We start from the raw sequence: 19,859 nt of genomic DNA on the forward strand, positions 1-19,859 counted from the left end.
AATTAAAATGTTTGATTCTGCCAAGATATTTGCTTGGCTAATCCGTTCAGTAAGCATCGTACATAGTACGAGTTGTTTACTTGGTGTTTCGTTCACGAAACGTTAATGAATAATTCAAAAGAATTTCAGGAAACTAATCTTACCCGTTCTCACTAATGAGAACTTGTCATAAGTTTGTAGTTTCTGAAAATTCGTTAAGGCCATTCTTGCCTTTTTTATTTTGAATTTTCAGGGTTGTTTCACTGTTCAATTATCAAGGTTCTCTGCTGTGCAAAATTTATTTTGTTTGCGTCAGCGAATACTATCTTATCAAAGTTTTACTCAGATGTCAACACTTTTTTCGAATTTTTTTTTAAAAATTTAAACTTTTTTCTTTTGCCACTATATATCGGGGTTTTTCACCCCGATAAACACAAGACTTACTTATGATATAGTGGGAATATTTTTAAGATTTATTCTTTTTCTTTCTTTTTTTTCTTCTTTTTTGCGCCAGATTTTTTTGAGGACTTTTCAACTGGCGGAACATTTTCCTCATCAGAATTGTCATTATATGAAATGATAGGATCAATATATTTGCCAGAATAATATTCCTGTAATGCCTTTGTCTCCTCAGAGTTCATATCAGACATATGTCCATGCATCTCGTCGAAATCGCTGTCCGCCTTAACTCTTTTTACTACGTGCATGGCAATATTTGCTGAGTGTGCCGCAATTCGCTCGTAACTATTAGTGATATCAAATAGCATTGCTCCGCCCTCGACGCCACATTTTCCATCTTGGAGACGCTCGATATGATTGGTCTTAATGATTTCCTTCAATTTGTTAATCGTATTTGATAGGATCTCCACTCTTACTGCCTTATCTCCATCACTTTCGGCAAAAGAAGTTATCGCTGTTTGAAGAGTATACTTGGCTGCTTTGCGCATCTTCTCAAGCTCATCCTCGCCGGCCTGAGAGAATGTTATCTTATCTTCATTGATACTTCTTGCAACATAAGCAATATTCATACAGTAGTCTCCGATTCGCTCAAAATCTCCTATGGAGTTGAGGATTTCCGACACCTGCAGCTTATCATCAGCAGTAAGTCGCTTTCTGTCAATTCTAACTATATAAGAAGATAATGCTGTCTCACATCTGTCGACAAAATTTTCATTCTCTTCTAATTTGGAGAATACAGATGAATCATAGTTATGGATAAGCTCCGTGGCTATTCTGAAGTTCTCAAGAATCTTCTCGCTCATGACATTGATTACATCAGCACACTGCTTGAGAGCGATTCCAGGCGTCTTGAGAAGCATAGAATCGAGTTTTTGAAGCTCATTATCCCCTGGAGTAGCATCTGAATCCTTCAGCATTTTTCCGGTGAGCTTCGCCACTTTACCGGAAAATGGAAGTAACACAATACTCATAATTAGGTTAAATGCTAGGTGCACATTGGCGATATCTCCACGGTTTACCACATTGGAAAACTGCGGAATACCTACAGTATAGTAGATACCATATATAATCAGTGAGTAGACCACTGCACCAATAATATTAAATATAAGGTATGATGCCGAAACACGCTTAGCCTTCTTGTTTGCCCCGATTCCTCCGAGAATAATCGTAAAGCACTTTCCGATATTCTGACCTATAATGATTGGCACTGCAATTCCATATGTAACACTACCTGTCGCAGACAAAGCCTGCAGTATACCCACAGATGCACTTGAACTCTGGATAATTGCCGTCAATATAGTTCCTGTGAGGATTCCCACAAGCGGATTCTCAAAAGAAGTAAAGAAGTTTCTGAATGTCTCAGACTCCTTCAACGGCGCAAAAACCTCCTCCATTATGGTCATTCCATAAAAGAGAATTCCAAGACCGATAAGGATTCCCGCGACATCTCGCATCTTCCTTTTTTTCTTTGAGAAGAACATAACTGCACCAGCAGTGATAAGCATAGGTGCAAAAGACGATGGCTTCAACAACTGCAATATGATTGTACCCGATCCAAGGTCTCCCAGACGCAGAATTTGAGCCGTAACGGTACTTCCAACATTTGCCCCGAACACTACCGGTATCGATTGGCTAAGAGTCATAATTCCGGCATTTACGAAGCCTATAAGCATGATTGTCGTCGCAGCTGAACTCTGGATAATTCCGGTTACACCGGTTCCCAAGGCCCATCCCTTGATGGCGCCCACACCTTTCTTCTTACTTGTTGTAAGCGTCTCCAATATTTTCTCGAGTCCTGATCCGGCTAGCTTTTCAAGAGAACTCCCCATCAGAGACATTCCGAATAAAAATAGTCCTACGCCTCCAAACAATCGAATAATCGAAATTACGTTCATTAATTTTCATTTCCTCCTGTTAATCTTCTTCTTGTTTGTTTATTATTGAGTCAGAGTGCTGGATTTCACATGGTTTCCAACTATCTCTGTGACATCTGAAATTGTCGTAAAAGTACTTCCATTTACCTGTTTTATCAATTTTTTCAATTCATATATCTCCGCTCTCGTCACGACACAGTAGAGAATTGTCTTCTTCTCCTGACTCACGTGTCCCTCGCCTTTGATATATGTTACTGTTCGTCCCAACTTCTCAAATATAAGATTGGCCATCTCTTCGCCACTCTCCGTAATAATCATAACGGATTTTGCACTGTCTAGACCCGTCTCCACAATATCTATAACCTTAGATGTAACAAAATACATAAGCAGAGAATACATACCTCTGTCGAGCCCGAATACTATCGCCGCTATGGAATATACCAAAACATTTACATATAATATGATATTTCCTGTTGAAATTCCAAATCTTCTCGCCAGGATAATAGCCACAATCTCGGTCCCATCGATACATCCTCCACCTCGAAGAACCATTCCGACACCGATTCCAAGCATTATTCCACCGTATATAACTGCCAACAGAGATTCATCGGTTACTTTGTCAAATCTCTCAAATACACCTGCTGCCGCAGAAAAAACTAACACGGCAACTATGAATTTCACGATTACACTTTTGCCTATTTCTCTATATCCTATAATCATAAACGGAATATTTAACACCGCAATCACTGCCGGTAAATACATCTTAAAGACATGTACTATAACCATGCTAATTCCCGTTACTCCGCCATCTAAAAGGTTATTGGGTGCCAGAAATTCCTCCAGAGAAAAGGCAGCCAGTATCGCTCCGACCACTACTAAAATCCAAGATTTTACTGTCTCATTGTTTTTTTTCAAATCATTCTCCTTATATCTTTTTCATTGTCAAGTACCAATCCAGGCTGCGAAGATTACCATCCTGACTGTTTAGGCGCTCATCAGCTTCATCCAATGTGAGCGGGGCTCCCATAACCACTTCGTCTCCTGGCTTCCAATCAGCCGGCGTACTTACATTTTCCTCATCATGTAGCTGGAGCGACTGCAGAATTCTAAGAATCTCAGGCAGATTTCTTCCCGTGCTCATAGGATAATATAGAATTGTCCTAATTACTCCTTCTGGATCTATGATAAACACAGCTCTAACTGTCTGAGTTCTAGCTACTGTCTGAATCATTCCGTACTTTTTCGCAACATCCATGCTGATGTCTGCGATAATAGGAAATGATACTTCCACTTTTCCCTCTCCGTAGAGGTCGATATTTTCAACACTCCTTGCCCAAGCAAGATGTGAGTGAAGTGAATCGATAGACAACCCTATGAGCTTGGTATTTATCTTCTCAAACTCACCGGCCAGCTTGGAAAAACCTATAAATTCAGTCGTGCAAACTGGCGTAAAATCAGCCGGATGTGAGAAAAGTACTACCCAAGATCCACTGTAGTCTTGCGGAAAATTTACCTTTCCCTTTGTCGTCATCGCGCGAAATTCGGGCGCTTTGTCACCAATCATAGGCATTGGATTGTACCCAACTTCTCCTTCGTTATTCATCATTCTTCCTCCAAATACTTCTCTTGCAACTCAGCAATTATCTCATCTGTTGCGCCAAAATTCTCCTTAATATAGCCAACAACAGATCCACATTGCTCTTTCATAAACTCAACTAATCTCTTCATATAATCTATATTTACTTGATCAAGTGCCGACATATACTTATCTATATCAGCGCCCTCCCCAAGCATATTTCTCAATTCTTTCTTCTCTTTCACAATGATATCTTTATTATAAACATTAGTTAATAGATAATCATCGAAAATAGTCTGCTCATCAACTCCCAAAATACTAAGAACTATAAGAGCAGCAATCCCTGTTCTATCCTTACCTTGAGTGCAATGAAATAGGATGGCCTCATCCTTCGGTTGACCAACTAAAAGTCTGATAAACTCTGTATATCCAGCCTTACCTGTCTCAGATGAAACCATATTTACATAGAGTTCCTCCGATACTATACCTCTGTCCACAGCAGCAAGAATAATCTTGTATTTTGACTCTTCGTTGTATGATATATCAAGCTTTGCAACCTTGGTTTTGGGAATCACTGTACTATCAAGAATAGAAATGTGATTAACCTCTACACCATCAATATTTACAATAGGACTTCTGTCTCTCTCATAATCAGATCTAAAATCTACTACTGTAGAAAGACTGTATTTTCTCCTCAGAACATTTTTATCTTCATCTGATACCTTGGTTATATCAGCTGTCCTTAAAAGAAGATTTCTCTTTACCAATCTACCATCCCGTGTCTTGTATCCGCCAAGTTCTCTGGCATTTCCCACACTCTTTAAATCCAATTCGTGAGGTTTATTCATAAACGCATCCTCTCCAATACTTTCATCTAACAAAAAAATACATAACAAACCGATTTAATCATATCATGAAAAAAAAGAGAATGCAATAAAAATATATTTGGAGATTTTCTTGACGAGTTCCATCTGCATACTGTATTATAGGTATATAAATATTCAATTTAAGAAAGAGGATGGTTATATTGAAGAAACATATTATGGCGCTTATGCTTGCTACATCACTTGTACTAACTGCTTGTGGTGGCACGGAGAGTAAACCAAAAGTTGAAGTTGATCCGAACCTTGGCGCAGGGATGACCGACGCTCAAAAGGAGAAAAATGACAGAGATATTCTCGATAAAGTCATGAAGGCAACCCAATCAGCAGTCAAGGAATCCGGATTTAATAAGACATTTGAGATTAAGATAATCGACGGCGAGACAAAGGTTGTTTGCCAGGGATCATCTGATTCAGAGAATGAAGCTCTTGTATCTGCATTAGCAAAGAATCTGGGAATTTCCGAAAGCGATATCTACAATGAAACAGCCGGAAAGCTCTGTATGGATTCAACTAAGGGCAAGGGAATAACAGCTTCATCTATGTTCAGCGACACAGGAACACCTACTGTACTTGTTTTTGCTGCCGGCAATAAGAAAATCTCATCAACAACTATGGCAACAGCTGTAAATAATTATTAATTGTCTTACAAGCTATGCTTGTAAGACCAGCATTATGCGTTTCGATTAAATGTCTTACGACCGTAGGGAGTAAGACCAGCAGTATGCGATTCGATTAAATATGCGTTTCCTAAAAAGCAAGGCTCACATCATAAGATGTGAGCTTTTCTATACTTTTCGCAATATTAATTCAACTACAAACCCATCAGAATTATAGTATTCCATACCTCCACCCTGTTTCTCCATATATAGCTTCACCAGATAAAGGCCAAGTCCATACCCATCTTTCTCACCCTTGTTTTTCCCTCTGTAGTATTTCTCTGTGAGAAGAGGCATTTCTCTGTCAGAGACACCCGGTCCCCTGTCGCTAATAATAATCTTTATAAAGCCTCGATCCCTGCCATCTATAACTTCACTGCTCTCAGCAAATTCCACCATAATATCAGTTCCCGCGTATTTATAAGAATTATTAATTACATTATCAATTGCCTGTTCTAATCTGAGTTTATCTGCGTAAACAAGGCATCTTCTGATATGATTTTTGAGAATAATATTCCCATATCCTGTTGTATTTTTAATCAATTTCTCTATCTCAATGGTGTCTAATTCTCGCGGTTCTACCTTAAGCTCATCGACTTCATCCATATTTACATGCAGAACATTTTCAACCAGCTTTATGATTGTCTCCGACTTATTGGCGATGAATCCGAGCTTTTCTAAGCCGGCTTTTACTTCATCTATTTCTTCCTTGTCGCCGTTCTCCTCTTCCAGCTTTGCAAGCTTGTTCTGATATTGCATCTGCATTACTTCGCATGTGGCCTCGATGGTTGCAATCGGGGTTTTAATATCATGACTTAACTCCGATACCAGCTCCGCCTTTGCTGCATTTGCCGCCATCTCTTCTTTTTTGGCCTGCTTAAGGCTCTCTCGCATCATATCAAATGACTCTGTAAAGCGTTCGAAGAGATTAGTGCGCCGCATGGGAAGTTGTAAGTCCAGCTTTCCCTTGGCAATTTCCTCCGCATATCTATCAATCTCCTTTATAGGTGCCACAATAGCTAGGTAATATACAATTATAAGTATATATCCCAAGACAAATACCATTGCCCAAAATATAAAGGAATCATATAAAATCTTATCTCTAAACCTCAAATAATCATCAGTTTTGTCGTCCCAAACTATCTTCCCCATATAATTTCCATTCGGAGAAAAGTCAAGCACGAGCGAACTATTTTCATAGTACTTTGATATTCTAGCCTCCACGAGTTCCTTGGTCATAATTATCTTACAGTGATATTTTTCTTCAATTTGTGGGATATTTACGCCCTTGTTGTACTCGCTATATATATTATATAATTGATCATTATACTTAGTTAAGTCCCTTCCCTTGTAGGTTTGCTCCTTATGCGTGAAGAAAAATATTCCCAGACACGCACATGCAAATAAAGTATAAACAATTATTATTTTAACTATCTGCTTCAATATTATTCTCCAAATCTAACATGTACCCCGTTCCCCAAACTGTCTTGATTAGCTTTGGTTTGTTGGGATTTTCTTCAAGTTTCTCCCGAAGTTTTCTTATATGAACATTTAATGTCCCATCCCCATAGAAAGCATCTCCCCACACTTCCTCAAACAGAGCTTCCTTCTTCACAATAGAGTTTTTGTGATTATAGAGACACTTTATGAGATCGAATTCCTTGGCCTTCAACTGAATCTGCTCCCCATCCCTTATAACAGACATAGTCGTTTCATCAATGTAAAATCTTCCGCTCTCAATCATTTCTCTCGAATTTTTCTCACCTGCTGCCCTCAGTTGTTCTATTCGCCTCAAATTCACCTTTACCTTGGCTAATAGAACTGACAGGCTATAGGGTTTCTTAACGTAGTCATCCCCGCCTATACTGAGTGCAATCAGCACATCATCATCGCTCTGCCTTGCGCTGATAAAGAGAATTGGAATCTGCATATCCTCTCTGACGCGCTTACATACATCAAACCCCGAATTATCTCCGAGGTTGATGTCAAGTAATATTAAATCTACACTATTGTTATCAAGAAAGCTATAACATTCTTCTGCCGACTCCACATATGCTGTGGTAACACCGAACATTTGAAAGTACTCTGCTGTCATCTTCGATAATTCTTTCTCATCATCGACAATTAAACAATTGTAATGCAATCCTATCTCCTCCAAAAACATTCTTCATATTACTATATTATAACAACTATACAGTAATGTAAAGTGTCTTTGCTCTGCGACTATTCCTCGGAAATCATCTCTATAGGATTTAGCTTTCTCAGTCTCAATCCCACAATTCCGGCAGTTCCCAAGGCGATAACAATTATAGCTACAAATGTCACGAGTTTCCAGATGTTTGGAACACAGAATTCCACATTTCTAAAACTCATAATGGAAAAAGCAACCTTAAACATGTTGGCACCGACCAAGCTTGAAAGCAATATTCCAACTATCGAACCAAATGCTATTGCCGGCATATTTGACAGCATAATCTGGACAATCAGATCACTTGTTTTCATTCCAAGAGCCTTGCTTATTCCGTAGTTTCTCCACTCCTTTGTAATCTTATTTTTTACAATAAGTGACTCTACAAAAATCACTATTATAGCTGTTATAATGAGAATCACCTTACAAATCATACCTATGGCAACTTTAACCGTCTCTAGAGTTTCCTCCATATTCTTCCTGGAATTTGAAATATTCAAATCCGGTGATATACTCTGTATCATCTTCTTAGCTTCTTTAAATGAATATCCTGGCTTGAGAGTTATACTCATATCATTTTCGATTTTTCCGCTGACAATTCTCTTTGCACCGTCCAACGTTATACCCACTGTTCTTCCCATCTGCTCCGTCTTCTGGTCAATTCCCACAATCAGATAATCAGCTTTTTTTCCCGCATGTGAGATTGTGATTACTTCGCCCACTTTACAGCCCATATCATCCTGAACTCCCGTGGATATCACTACCTCGTTGTCATGAGTTGCCACCCTTCCCTCTACAAGATTCATATTAACTCTCTTATTCATGTCATCGTATCGATAACCTTGAGTCTTTTTTACCTTGCCATTATACTCTACTTCAGAGTCAAACCTTCCGATTCTCAATACGGATTTTGTACATTCCAAATTATTTACCCTATCATAATAATCGTCCTTTTCTACAAACACATCAGCCATCTCAACGCCGACTATTTTCATTACCTCTTTGTCCCTGGTGCCGTATGTGATATAACTTCCTATACCGACAACCGCTGACATAGACAAAACAGCTGTAATGATTATTAGAAGAAGGGTCCTTCCCTTTCCTCCAAAAGTCTCCTTCATGGCAATTGAGAGAGGCATTGGAATCCTAAACTTATCAAAAGCAAAGTGATTCTTCCTATAATTATGGGAACTAATACCATTTTTCATTGCCTCCAGCACACTTATTTTCTTGTACTTTCTGCTAATAAATATGCTCGTGATAAATATTCCGATGACAAATCCGGCTACAATATATACGCCTAACATAGAATCCAGAGCTTGATTCCATCTAAGTCCAGTTATGAGGCTTGATATATCGCCAATTTGCTGATGAAATCCCATTCCCATAGCTACGCCAATAACTGTTGAAAGAAATGCTGTTACAGTCATCTGCATAACAATTGTCATTCTGAGTTCCTTCACAGTATAGCCTATTGCCTCAAGAATTCCGGTATTCTTCATGTTTCTCTGGATAAAACTATTTACACCATATACAACAATAATTATTCCAACTATGAGAATAATAATTGAAAAAATAATGATAAATGAGAGGGCTAACTGCGGAAGAAATGTAGCTCCGGCCTTCATCATCTCCCAGTGAACAGACATATAATCAAGATAATTTGGTGCTTCATTAGGCTTTATCTTGGAACTTGCCTCATTGGTATATTCCTTTACTACCTTTGATTCCAGGTCTTCTAAAGAGTCACCTCTCCTCAGAAAGTCATCAGTTACTCTAGAACAAAATTGCTGATAAGTCTTGGCTTTCAGACTATTTTCCCCGTGAATTTTGTCAATCATGCTATCTGAAATAAAAACAGAATTTATAGTTATATTTAGCGTAGAACAAAAGTATGGGTCCTCTACAAAACCTGCTACCCTAAAGTCATACCTATTATCATCAATTTTTATATTGATAGTATCTCCGATTTTGTAATTTGTACACATGTGATATGGGAGAAGCATATCCTTCTCGTCCAGATTAACATCTCCAAAATCCACATTGTGAATTCTCCTTTTCTGATCAAAGGAACCCATGCAAAATTGGTACTCTGCCCACTTACTCTCCTTGCCGTGTTTAAAATTCATGCTACCTACAATAACCCTGCTGGATTCATAATCCTCGATGTCCTTGTTTTTTTCCAGAGTGTTCTTCATAGCTTCAACCTCTGTTTTCTCATCCAAAATAAAGGATAAGATGTGAGCTCCATTAATCTTATCAAATAATTGACCTGTTACATTTCCGAGTCCGCTTAGAATCATGCTGGATGAAAAAATCAAGAATGAAGATATTATTACAATCAATGCAAATACAAACATCTCGCCCTTCTGTTTCTTGATATTATTCTTAGCAATAACCAATAATCTGTACATCTTACCACCCCATTTCCTGCAAGAAATCTTTTAATTTCTGATGCCTTTCCTTGGCAATTTGCTGATTAGGGTTGGATTCGTCTCTGTAATCTCCCATATATGGACCTAGTTCAATCTCATCTGTTATCACACCATCGGCAAGATATATAATTCTATTTCCTCTCTCTGCCGCCTTAATCGTATGAGTTACCATGATGATGCTCTGCCCTTTCTCGTTGAGATTTGTCATTATTTCCATAACATTTTCTGTATTCTGAGAATTTAGTGCACCAGTTGGCTCATCGGCGAATAAAATATTCGGATTATTTATCACTCCTCTAATCACTGCCACTCTTTGCTGCTGACCTCCCGAGAGCTGGGTCGGAAACTTCTTCCAATCATCTTCGTAGAGCTCAACTTCCTGTAGAAGCTCCTTGGATCTCTTGGCAAGTTTCTTTCTGTTCTTGTTGACGAGAAGTCCACTTATCATGACATTGTCAAGTGCACTCATGGTATCATTGAGATAATTTTGCTGGAAAACAAAGCCGCAGTTTTTTCTTCGAAACATGGCCAGTTTGTCATTATTAAACTCCGATATATTCAGAGGTTCACCCCCCGCATGATGCACAATCTGCCCCATCGTTGGTCTGTCCATACCGGACAATGCATATAATAATGTACTCTTTCCTGAACCAGAGTTTCCCATTATCACAGTATAATCACCCTTATATACCTTTAGATTCAAGTTCTTAAGCACATGCTGCTGAACTGTCTGATTTGAAAAAGTTTTTGATAAATCCTTTACTTCCAATATTACTTCTTTACTCATTTTCTCGCTCCTTTTTTGCTGCTTATTGCTAACTACAACATTATAATACCACTTAGAAATCTTAATGTCTTAATCTGTATCTTTTTTATTTCTTAATTATTTCTTAAAAATAACATGATTTACTAAATATCGTCAAAGAGAGGAAGGATTCGAACCCTTTCCTGTCTCCGCAAATATGCATAAAAAGGAGATTCCTGTATAATATAAATATAGGAAGTTTACAAGAAGGAGCAGGATATGGGAATGCGTCCGGTACACGTAAATCCACATCATGTAAAAAAATCAAAAGAGTTGGATGATAATAATCCGAATAAAAATGTTCGAAAAGATCCAAAGACCATTGCTACGTTGGTAAATGAAGGACGATTTTCTTATCCGTATATTCCGTCAGGGATTTATGCAGAAATTAGAAATCTGTCAAAGCTTAGATTTCAGACACAAGAACAGATTACACAAATTAAGAATCGAATAGTACGTTTGTTCAGTATTTATTTTCCAGAGTATAGGGAAGTCTATGGAATCTGGATGCGCTAAGTGGAATGATGATTCTAAAGTTGGCGCCATTGCCAATGGATATCGTGAAACTTGGAGTGGATGGAGTGAACAAGATCTGGCGAGATGCGAAGCTGCGAGCAGTAGGACTTAAGAGGGCGAAGACCCTGGTAAATAGATCAGAGCATAGTATTGGAAGTCAGGAAGCACCAGAAGCAGCAAGAGTGGAACTTCAGATTTTACTAAGCGATTATGAAATGTATAATCATCGAATGGATGATTTGATGCAAACAATAGAAGAAAAACCAAATGAGATTCCATATATAGATAAACTCTTGGAGATAAAAGGAATTGGTATGATAACAATCTGTGGTTTTATTGCGGAGGTTGGAGACATAAGACGTTTTGACAATCCAAAGCAACTACAGAAACTAGCTGGTTATGCAATTGTTAGTAATGATTCAGGAAAGCATAACGGAAAAAGTCATATCAGCTATCGAGGAAAAAAAAGATTACGTTATGTTCTATACGAAGCAGCAATATCGCTGATAGGAAAGAATGCGGAGTTTAAAGAAATCCATCATTATTATCGAACATAGAGAAAGGAATCCGTTAAAGAAAATGCAGTCGGTAATAGCGGTTGCGTGTAAGGTGATTCGCATATTTTATGCGATATTAACAAAGGAGTTGCATATGATGGAGCTAAAATGCTTGAGGATATCAAACGACCAGCATTAGCAATGAACTAAAGAAACACAGAAACCAAGGCTTGTTATCGCGGTCGAGTAAAGTAATTAGGGTCTGATTATTTTGCTCAGCCACGATAAAGGCTGATAAAAGAAGCTGAATAATCGGCAAATGTGGAAATGAGAGGTAAACGTCCACCGAAAGGTGCTTTCATAGAAACAGTCAGTAAGAAAAATTTACAAATAATGAGCCAGTAGTCGGCAGGAATATTTTCCAGAGGGCAAGACCCTGCAAAGGAGCTAAGCTGACACCCTGGTTGTGGATAGGTGGAACGAAGGAAGTGAGGACTCTCAAAGTTGAGATGATTCTGGTAGACACGGGAGGTACATCACCATAGAGGGACGGGTATACACAAGGCCATTTAAAACGAAGAAAAAGAGACGTTTTAATAAGTGTACCCAGAAACCACTATTTTCGCGCCAGATGTATAGAAATATCCATGATAAAAGCTCATTTTACTGAGAAACAATTAAACAAAATCCCTTATTTTAAGGGAAAAAAGACTTGTCTATATAGGGAGGTTTAAGGGACTCTTTCATGTTGAGGTTTGCACCTTGATTTGCACTTACAATTGAAATTTTTATCAACCCACCTCACTATTTTTGCATTTTTTTATCTCAAAAAAAACATGTAAATCGCCGTAAACCCACCGCCCAAAACCGACGATATAAAAAATATATACAAATACTTTTTTTTTAACAAAAGGAAAAATAATGACATGAAGATTAAAGCATATATAACAAGCCCCACAAGTCCAAATATGCGCATTGTATCTCCTTCAATCACGTAATCATATGAGCCTGGCTCTTCCATGAAATTCCCCAACGATAATATACTATATCCTAGCCAAAAAAAAGATATCACTCCCCAAACAATACCTAATATTATTATAAGTAATTTTTTTAAAAATATATATAATTTCCCCATACGTGTTCCTTTAACTATTTTTGTTGTATTTTGTGAACCACTTATTGTATTTATATATTTTCTTCCCATAATGAGCTCCTTTTTTCACTGTTGATGCATTATAAAAAGCTGCAACATTCTTTATTTTATTTTTTGTTGGACTGCTAATGTTTTCCTTCTTTGCAATATGACGTAATACCTTAGCAACCATAACTGCACTATATTTCTTATCATCCTTTAAATTATACCAGACAATTTTTCTTTTTTTCCAATCACCATACTTTATGTTCGTCTCCCCTAAATAGTTTGTAGCATTTATAGCGGTCTTCGCATATATCTGTCCAATCCCCGTACTAGAATCTTCTCGTTGGGGATATATACAATTAGGGGTTCCATACAACAACTGTTTCCACCACTCTAACGACATATAATACTCTATCTCTCTCTTGTTATGATAATAATTTGCAACCCAACCATCTACTACAGCGTCCTGAGCCCAAATACAAATTAATTCTCTTGTTATTATCGACTGGATCATTTCTTTTTTTACTTTATATTTTTTTGCGGCTGCGGTTATTTCTGAATCATATCTCAAAACAATATTGACAGCTTCCGTTACTGTATATGTGCCAAAGGTTGTTTTCAATCCTTTTTCTTTTTCAAAATCCTTCTTTATGTCTTTTATCAAATTTGCTTTGCTATATTTTATTCTCTTCTTTGCCTTTAATCTTACTCTTCGACTAGAATCCGAATTGGATCTGGTACAACTCAAAAAATATTTCTTTTCCAATCTCTTCGTGTGCACTATAATGGAATTGTCTTCTTTATTGCAATAATATTCAATTGGCTTAAATCTTTCACCATCATGATAGTACACTTTTATTTCATTTGCATCTGTGTTTAAATTAAACTTGATTGTCGCTGGTGTCGCTGTTTCAACCACATCTCCATCCAAAGTGTATAAACTGCCCTCTAAATTCAGGAACGAGCCTTCTCCTACTTTATCATAATTTTCAACACTTATTTCCTCTTCTGAACAATCTATTTCTAATTCATCCTCTAGGTATAAATTAGTATTAATAAAAAAATCTAATGAGCCTGCCTCTCCAAAATCCATATCAGCATGATAGTTTTGCTCGATTTTTTCATCAGCATCTAGAATCCCATTATCGTCTGTATCTTTCAATAATGGATTAATTCCTAATCTCACTTCAACAAAATCATCTACCATATCACCATCCGTATCTATCTCATTTGGATTTGTGTTATAGATTCTCATTTCTTCAAAATCATTCAATCTGTCCCCGTCACTGTCTTCCATAATTGGATTACATTTTGCAGTAATTTCTTCTCCATTTGATAATCCGTCACCATCATAATCCTCATTAAAATCTGATATTCCATCATTATCTGAATCCATTGACAACGGATTCAGACCCAAAATTTCAACTTCTTGATAATCATTCAAGCCATCTCCATCACTATCCTCTTGATTTGGATTTGAACCAATTGACTTTTCTACATTATCATATAGACCATCTTCATCCGCATCATTAGTATCCTCCTTATAAACATCCATACAATATAATTGAAAATTATCTATTTCAAATACCTCATTAGGATTTTCTTTTATCACATTAAATCCCAATACAATATTCTCATCAGGTTGAATATTAGAATTATATCCCCTATTATCAATAAAATATGTATTATTTTTAGTGCTATCAATGTCAGCAGTCCAAAAACAACTAATTTTACTAGTGCAATCAAATGTTAGTTTCCAATCTTCTATTTTCTCTTCAGAATCATTATGTATAATTATTTCTCCATTTAATCCTGTATCCCATTCCGAAATAACTCGATAATTTATCGAGTGTTCAGCATTGACTTTGGTACATTCTTGAGATATATAAAAATCATGTGGAATATCTTTCTCGTCATCACAATATGCCGTAAAGCCAAAATTGACTTCCCCTCCTGCTTTTATATCTTGATTCCATCCAAGATTTTTAACAACATAAGTATCAGATTCATGTGACACTATCTCCCCACACCAAATATGTTCTATTTTATCACTAGTTACAAAAGATATCTTCCAATTTTCCACATCAGAAACAGAAGTGTTTTTGATTCTGATTAATCCATTATAATGATTTTTCCACTCGGACTCAATCGAAAAAATAAAATCAACTTTTCCACTCTCCTCCACTTGATCTTTATTAATTTCGGAAAATACATCCTTTTTGCACATTGAATTTTCAATTGCTTTAGAGCTAGCAACATTAATAGCACTAGCCTCCAAACATATAATCAAAAGAATAACAATATACATTTTTATTTTCTTCATATGTGAATCCCCTTACTATAGTTAATTTCAATCCATCATGTATTATAACTGATATGAGTAATAATGTCAATTTTTTTCTCTTGCATTTTGAGACGGTCTTTAAAAAAACAAATGATCCTGCAAGATTTATAAACAAGTACGCAGTGACCGGAGATGGAGAAATAGCTGACATTCACTACTTCCTTGACGAAAAAAAAATAATGGAGGAAGAGCGCTACGATGGTCTATATGCGGTATTTACCGACCTTTTAGATGATGATGTAAGCGAAATACTGAAAGTAAGCGAAGGCAGATGGCAGATAGAGGAATGCTTCCGCATCATGAAAACAGACTTTTCCGCACGACCTGTGTATGTCCAACGTGAGGACAGAATAAAAGCACACTTCCTCATCTGTTTCCTTGCACTCCTATGCTACAGGATTTTGGAGAAAAAACTCGGAAACAAATATACCTGTGACGAAATACTTAAAACACTTAGAGACATAAATTTTGCCGATGTTGAGGAACAGGGATTTATGCCTTTGTATAGACGCAATGAAATAACAGATGACCTTCATACTGTATGCGGATTTCAAACCGATTTTCAGTTCATTACCAAGCAAAAGATGAAAAATATCCAGAAAAAAAGTAAAGGTAGATAAAATTACCATACTTCAAAACGAAAACAAAAACTGTCAAAGACGGGATTTTATCATATTAAACACTTAACTTCAATTTCTTTTGGAGAAGATTAAAATATTGAAGCGAACTTCACTATACCACAACCCAGAGAATAATTTTCCTTCGACTTTATAAAGGCCACTTTCGCTACTGATTGAATAAAGATGCACCGAAAGCGGCCCTTGTAATTAGCAAACTACTGTATCAGGACCTAAAGCAGGGAGAATACCATCTTTATCAATCCCAGTTCTAGCTTTTGTATCATGAGCTTTAAATAGAGATATCCATTCATTGCCATAAAATTGCATGCATGCGCGTTTAGTATTAACAAATATAACAGTATCATCCCAATGTAAAACATGTGATCGAATCGCTTCCAGCTTTACACAATCCTGGCACTTATAAATAAAAAATCTATGCAGTATTCCGATGGAACTGAAGAACTGGATGACGAGATCTTCGATACTGAGGAAGATGCAGAAGAGTACGGCTGCTACTTAGTTGGTTGCTGCAGAACGGAAGCAGAGACCCTGAATCTGTCAAATCCGGGTGATTATCCATTGGACGACTGTGAGGATCCGGATTTTGAGATTGTTGAAGTTGATGAATAAGTAAGAGAAGATTGGAGGTGATGAATCCCAGTAACCATTTGTATGGCAGATGGTTACGGGGACTTTTTTAGAAGGTAATACTCTTTATAAAGGCAAGATTCTTTTCCAGAGCCACGTCATCTGAAATATCAAGCCAGTTCTTATTGGATTTGTGAAGCTCTCGCAGATAGTCGGGATTCGTAAACATTCGCTCTATTCTGGCAACGACCGATTTCATATCGGACACATTCCTCAGCGTGGCATCGTCAAAAATGTATTTCTGAATGCAGTCCTTCAATTGATCCATATTCACGCGCTCGCTCAGATAGCAGATGTCGTAGATATCCTTGTATCTGGTGTTACGGATGTCGGCTATGCCTTCAACACAATATCCTGTCCGAGCTTTGACTGAGCATTCTGCTCGCTGTAGCCGGACACCTTAACCTTTTCTATTTCTTCATACAGGTTCATTAGAGCACCTCCATCTGTATCATATTCATAAGCTTTGAGCCGCTTTTTAACAAGGCGGCATAATCTTCGACGATCCCGAAATCCAGCTCAAATGAAAGCTTGCGGTAGTTACCTATGATTTCTTTATAATAATCCATCGGAATCTTTGACTTAAATCTCATAAGCTCGATCAGCATACGCTCTTTGTCATATATGCGGATGCTGGAATTGTTGTATTGAATCTCCGTAATGCCGGCATCAAATATTTCATCCTTCAGGAAGGACTGTATGATGCGGGGATCTTTTATCCTTGTATCCGTTCGTCTGGTCGCAAGGTAATAATGATCCGGGATCACGTCGGTCAGGGAATGGTAGTAAAAAGCGCTTTTCCCCGTGCATATCGTTTTAGGGTATTTCCGCATAATCACGTCTATTTCCGAAGCGTTCCGCTTGGTTGAGTAGATTCCCTTCTCCTTCATAAATAGGGCTCCTCTTCCGATTTCTTTTTTTAATTGATAATCACTTCCATATTTATCCAGGCATTCCTGATAGGTCAAAAGCATGGAAATACCTCCCTTCTTAAAGCAATCACTCACACAACTATCAATTTGTGTGTATGATTACTTTAATTATAACATCGTTTCAGAAAGAAATCAAGAGAAAATTAAAGCAAATATACACACAACTAAACAACTGTGTGTATGATTACTAAAATATGCAGCTTAATAGCCTTCTAATTTTTTTACGGAGAAGGAGGGATTTGAAGTTGCCCTTCCTCTGTCTTCGAATCGCCCTCCCTTTCGGTCAGGCTCTTCGGACATCGTCACAAAAGCACCTCGCTTCTTCCGCCACTGGCGGCGCTTCGGTGCTTTTGCCCACGCCGCGTGCGCGGCGCTCGGGTTCTTCCCTTTCTCCGCAAAAAAAACAGACCGCTTTCGCGATCTGTTTTTTTTACGGAGAAGGAGGGATTTGAACCCTCGCGCCGCGCGAACGACCTACACCCTTAGCAGGGGCGCCTCTTCAGCCACTTGAGTACTTCTCCTAGTCTCTGAATTATTACACATATTCAATTGACACAATAGATATTCTATCATATTAGTAATTTACTGTCAAGTAAATTTGATTATTTTTTCTACAATTTCCACTGTTCTCTTGCGGTCTCATATAAATTGTTTCCCTCTGAATCAATTACCGTAATAACTGGAAGATTCTTAACTTCTAGCCTTCTGATAGCTTCTGTACCAAGATCATCATATGCAATCACTTCACTTTTTACTATACATTTTGACAGAAGGGCACCTGCACCCCCTACTGCTGCAAAGTAAACGCACTTATTCTTCTTCATTGAATTAATTACATCCTCACTTCTCTTTCCCTTCCCTATCATCCCGGAAAGCCCCTTATCCAAAAGAGTAGGAGTATATTTATCCATTCGACTCGCCGTTGTTGGTCCTGCTGATCCTATAACTTGTCCTTCTCTATTTGGTGTCGGTCCCAGATAATATACTATGGCATCCTCTATGTCAAAAGGAATTTCTTTTCCTTCCGCTAACCCCTCGATAATTCTCTTGTGGGCAGCATCTCTGGCAGAATATATTACTCCTGATATATATACATAATCTCCTGCCTTTAAATCCTCAACCTTTTCCTTTGTTAATGGTGTTTCTAAATATTTATCCATATCGTTCCTCACTTTTTAATTTTGTTTTCTTACAATTTTATATTCATCATCACTTTGATAATATGGGCAAGATGAGTACGATGTATTCATAAATCTATACATCTCATCTTCATCCAAATTGACTTGACACTCTCCATATCCGTCGTCATCCACATAATACAAAGCACAAAATTCACAATTAGTTACCACTTTAATTTCTCCTCCTAATTACAACATACCCATTATCCTCAACATATATATCCATAAAGTAAGTGTTACAGAAGAAAATAGGGTTGTAACAACAATAATACTTGATGTTAACTCCGCATCATTTCCGGTATTCTTGGCCATTATATAACATGACACAGTTGCCGGCGATCCGAGCATAATTAGTATTGCCATCAGCTCCTGGTTTCTATATCCAATATATATTGCCAAAGGAAGAAAAATAGCCGCAAGAAGTACTAACTTCGTAAAAGAAGCAATTATAGTAGGTTTTATCTTAGCTATTGCACCCTTCAGCTTAAAACCGGCTCCAATAGATATTAGTGCAAGAGGAGAAGCTGTTGAAGCAACTCCTGATATTGCCTTTTCTACAAAAACAGGAAAGCTCAAATCCAAAAATGCAAATGGTAATGAAAACAGTATTGCCAACAAAATTGGATTTTTGAAAACCGCAATCACCGTGGACTTAAAATCTATCTTCTTTTTCTTCTCTCCTTTGATTTCAAGGATTATAACAGCAAATATATTATAAAGTGGCACAGCTCCTATTATCATAAGGGGCGCAAGACCTGCGTCATTGTATGTATTTTCTATAAAAGCAAGACCAAGTATCGCTGCACTGCTCCTATATGATCCTTGGATAAATGCTCCTTTTGAAGATTCATCCTTCATAAATACATCTGTCAAAATCCATATGACCATAATACATACAAAAGTAACAATAAAGCAGAATATTACATAATCTATTCGAAAAATATCCCGAATATTATTTCCCGCCAAATCCTTGTATACTAGTGCAGGAAGAGCAATTTTAAATACATATTTATCGGCTGTTTTTGTAAATTTCTCGTCTATTATTCCAATTTTCTTCAAAACTCCTCCCAATATTATAATCAAAAATATTGGAAGAGTAGCATTAATGCTATATATGAAATTTTCCATAT

General features: G+C 37.4%; 19 protein-coding genes, 1 tRNA gene and 1 pseudogene. 5 read left to right on the plus strand and 16 right to left on the minus strand.

The features are described 5' to 3' along the window. Positions 1–452: 452 nt before the first annotated feature. The 4 genes from L877_RS12130 to L877_RS0104240 are packed head-to-tail and all read right to left on the minus strand — an operon-like array spanning position 453 to position 4,736. Positions 453–2,333 carry a Na/Pi cotransporter family protein gene (locus tag L877_RS12130; RefSeq protein ID WP_051437674.1) on the minus strand — a complete coding sequence of 627 codons (1,881 nt, stop codon included), beginning with the start codon at positions 2,331–2,333 and terminating at the stop codon, positions 453–455. Positions 2,334–2,375: 42 nt separating this feature from the next. Further along, positions 2,376–3,227: a YitT family protein gene (locus L877_RS0104230; protein ID WP_026835023.1), complete on the minus strand. Its 852-nt coding sequence runs from the start codon at positions 3,225–3,227 to the stop codon at positions 2,376–2,378. 10 nt (positions 3,228–3,237) lie between these two features. After that, positions 3,238–3,918, minus strand: a complete 681-nt coding sequence (locus L877_RS0104235) for a peroxiredoxin (protein WP_242837116.1) — start codon at positions 3,916–3,918, stop codon at positions 3,238–3,240. After that, positions 3,915–4,736 (minus strand): tyrosine-protein phosphatase, encoded by an 822-nt coding sequence (locus tag L877_RS0104240; protein ID WP_026835025.1) that lies wholly within the window; start codon positions 4,734–4,736, stop codon positions 3,915–3,917. Before L877_RS0104240 ends, L877_RS0104235 begins: the two co-directional genes overlap by 4 nt. Positions 4,737–4,915: 179 nt before the next feature. On the opposite strand from L877_RS0104240, the gene L877_RS0104245 reads away from it, so the two are divergent. Next, a complete protein-coding gene (locus tag L877_RS0104245) occupies positions 4,916–5,410 on the plus strand; it encodes a hypothetical protein (protein ID WP_026835026.1) in 495 nt (164 codons plus the stop codon). A 147-nt stretch (positions 5,411–5,557) separates the two neighbouring features. Here L877_RS0104245 and L877_RS0104250 read toward each other — a convergent pair whose 3' ends face one another. From L877_RS0104250 to L877_RS0104265, 4 genes are all read right to left on the minus strand, one after another. After that, positions 5,558–6,871 (minus strand): HAMP domain-containing sensor histidine kinase, encoded by a 1,314-nt coding sequence (locus L877_RS0104250; protein WP_026835027.1) that lies wholly within the window; start codon positions 6,869–6,871, stop codon positions 5,558–5,560. Beyond that, a complete protein-coding gene (locus L877_RS0104255; protein ID WP_026835028.1) occupies positions 6,855–7,571 on the minus strand; it encodes a response regulator transcription factor in 717 nt (238 codons plus the stop codon). The genes L877_RS0104250 and L877_RS0104255 overlap by 17 nt, the downstream gene beginning before the upstream one ends. A gap of 80 nt (positions 7,572–7,651) precedes the next feature. Then, positions 7,652–10,030, minus strand: a complete 2,379-nt coding sequence (locus tag L877_RS0104260) for an ABC transporter permease (RefSeq protein WP_026835029.1) — start codon at positions 10,028–10,030, stop codon at positions 7,652–7,654. 1 nt (position 10,031) lies between these two features. Next, the gene (locus tag L877_RS0104265; RefSeq protein ID WP_026835030.1) at positions 10,032–10,838 is read right to left on the minus strand and encodes an ABC transporter ATP-binding protein; all 807 of its coding nucleotides are present in this window, start codon (positions 10,836–10,838) and stop codon (positions 10,032–10,034) included. Positions 10,839–11,075: 237 nt separating this feature from the next. Between L877_RS0104265 and L877_RS14525 the strand changes: the two genes are divergently transcribed. Further along, entirely contained in the window at positions 11,076–11,372 is a 297-nt protein-coding gene (locus L877_RS14525) for an IS110 family transposase (RefSeq protein WP_341349127.1), read from the plus strand. A 5-nt stretch (positions 11,373–11,377) separates the two neighbouring features. Beyond that, positions 11,378–11,929 carry a transposase gene (locus L877_RS14530; protein WP_341349128.1) on the plus strand — a complete coding sequence of 184 codons (552 nt, stop codon included), beginning with the start codon at positions 11,378–11,380 and terminating at the stop codon, positions 11,927–11,929. A gap of 760 nt (positions 11,930–12,689) precedes the next feature. On the opposite strand, the gene L877_RS0104275 is transcribed toward L877_RS14530, so the two are convergent. Together L877_RS0104275 and L877_RS13405 are read right to left on the minus strand one after the other, a co-directional pair. After that, complete coding sequence (locus L877_RS0104275; protein ID WP_026835031.1) at positions 12,690–13,073, minus strand: hypothetical protein; 384 nt, start codon at positions 13,071–13,073, stop codon at positions 12,690–12,692. Beyond that, entirely contained in the window at positions 13,015–15,330 is a 2,316-nt protein-coding gene (locus L877_RS13405; protein ID WP_026835032.1) for a cellulose binding domain-containing protein, read from the minus strand. Before L877_RS13405 ends, L877_RS0104275 begins: the two co-directional genes overlap by 59 nt. A gap of 101 nt (positions 15,331–15,431) precedes the next feature. On the opposite strand from L877_RS13405, the pseudogene L877_RS0104285 reads away from it, so the two are divergent. Together L877_RS0104285 and L877_RS0104290 are read left to right on the plus strand one after the other, a co-directional pair. Beyond that, positions 15,432–15,971 (plus strand): annotated as a pseudogene (locus L877_RS0104285) (IS1634 family transposase); the annotation flags it as partial. Between the two features lie 435 nt (positions 15,972–16,406). Continuing rightward, on the plus strand, positions 16,407–16,601 hold the full coding sequence (locus tag L877_RS0104290) for a hypothetical protein (RefSeq protein WP_051437675.1): 195 nt from the start codon (positions 16,407–16,409) through the stop codon (positions 16,599–16,601). Between the two features lie 67 nt (positions 16,602–16,668). On the opposite strand, the gene L877_RS0104295 is transcribed toward L877_RS0104290, so the two are convergent. From L877_RS0104295 to L877_RS0104325, 6 genes are all read right to left on the minus strand, one after another. Further along, positions 16,669–16,887 (minus strand): hypothetical protein, encoded by a 219-nt coding sequence (locus tag L877_RS0104295; protein ID WP_026835035.1) that lies wholly within the window; start codon positions 16,885–16,887, stop codon positions 16,669–16,671. A gap of 163 nt (positions 16,888–17,050) precedes the next feature. Continuing rightward, complete coding sequence (locus L877_RS0104305) at positions 17,051–17,593, minus strand: hypothetical protein (protein WP_026835036.1); 543 nt, start codon at positions 17,591–17,593, stop codon at positions 17,051–17,053. Positions 17,594–17,984: 391 nt separating this feature from the next. Then, positions 17,985–18,072: transfer RNA gene (locus tag L877_RS0104310), tRNA-Ser, on the minus strand. A 90-nt stretch (positions 18,073–18,162) separates the two neighbouring features. Further along, entirely contained in the window at positions 18,163–18,711 is a 549-nt protein-coding gene (locus L877_RS0104315; RefSeq protein WP_026835037.1) for a Fe-S-containing hydro-lyase, read from the minus strand. Positions 18,712–18,726: 15 nt separating this feature from the next. Further along, positions 18,727–18,906, minus strand: a complete 180-nt coding sequence (locus tag L877_RS0104320; protein WP_026835038.1) for a DUF6472 family protein — start codon at positions 18,904–18,906, stop codon at positions 18,727–18,729. A gap of 12 nt (positions 18,907–18,918) precedes the next feature. Next, a complete protein-coding gene (locus L877_RS0104325) occupies positions 18,919–19,857 on the minus strand; it encodes an AEC family transporter (protein WP_026835039.1) in 939 nt (312 codons plus the stop codon). Positions 19,858–19,859: the final 2 nt, after the last annotated feature.

Origin of the sequence: Eubacterium xylanophilum ATCC 35991 (assembly GCF_000518685.1) — a bacterium.
Taxonomy (GTDB): Bacteria; Bacillota; Clostridia; order Lachnospirales; family Lachnospiraceae; genus Eubacterium_F; species Eubacterium_F xylanophilum.